General features: G+C 60.4%; 1 pseudogene. It reads right to left on the minus strand.

The features are described 5' to 3' along the window. A pseudogene (locus JBO08_RS28015) lies at positions 1-209 on the minus strand (excinuclease ABC subunit B); the annotation flags it as partial. Positions 210-270 lie beyond the last annotated feature (61 nt).

The raw sequence follows: 270 nt of genomic DNA on the forward strand, positions 1-270 counted from the left end.
TCCTCATAAACCGGGAAGATCTCGAGGGTGTCCCCGCGCACCCGGAAGGTGCCGCGCTCCCCCGATATGTCGTTACGAATGTACTGGTTGGTGACGAGGTCGCGCAGCAACTCATCGCGATCCCACTCCTGGCCGACCTCCAGTGGAATCATCCGGTCCACGTATTCCTGTGGCGTGCCCAGGCCATAGATAGCTGAAACGGTTGACACCACGATGACGTCGCGACGGGTAAGCAGGGAGTTCGTCGCGGAGTGGCGCAACCTCTCAACT

It is taken from the genome of Pseudomonas sp. LAP_36 (assembly GCF_019456785.1).
Lineage (GTDB): Bacteria > Pseudomonadota > Gammaproteobacteria > Pseudomonadales > Pseudomonadaceae > Aquipseudomonas > Aquipseudomonas tritici.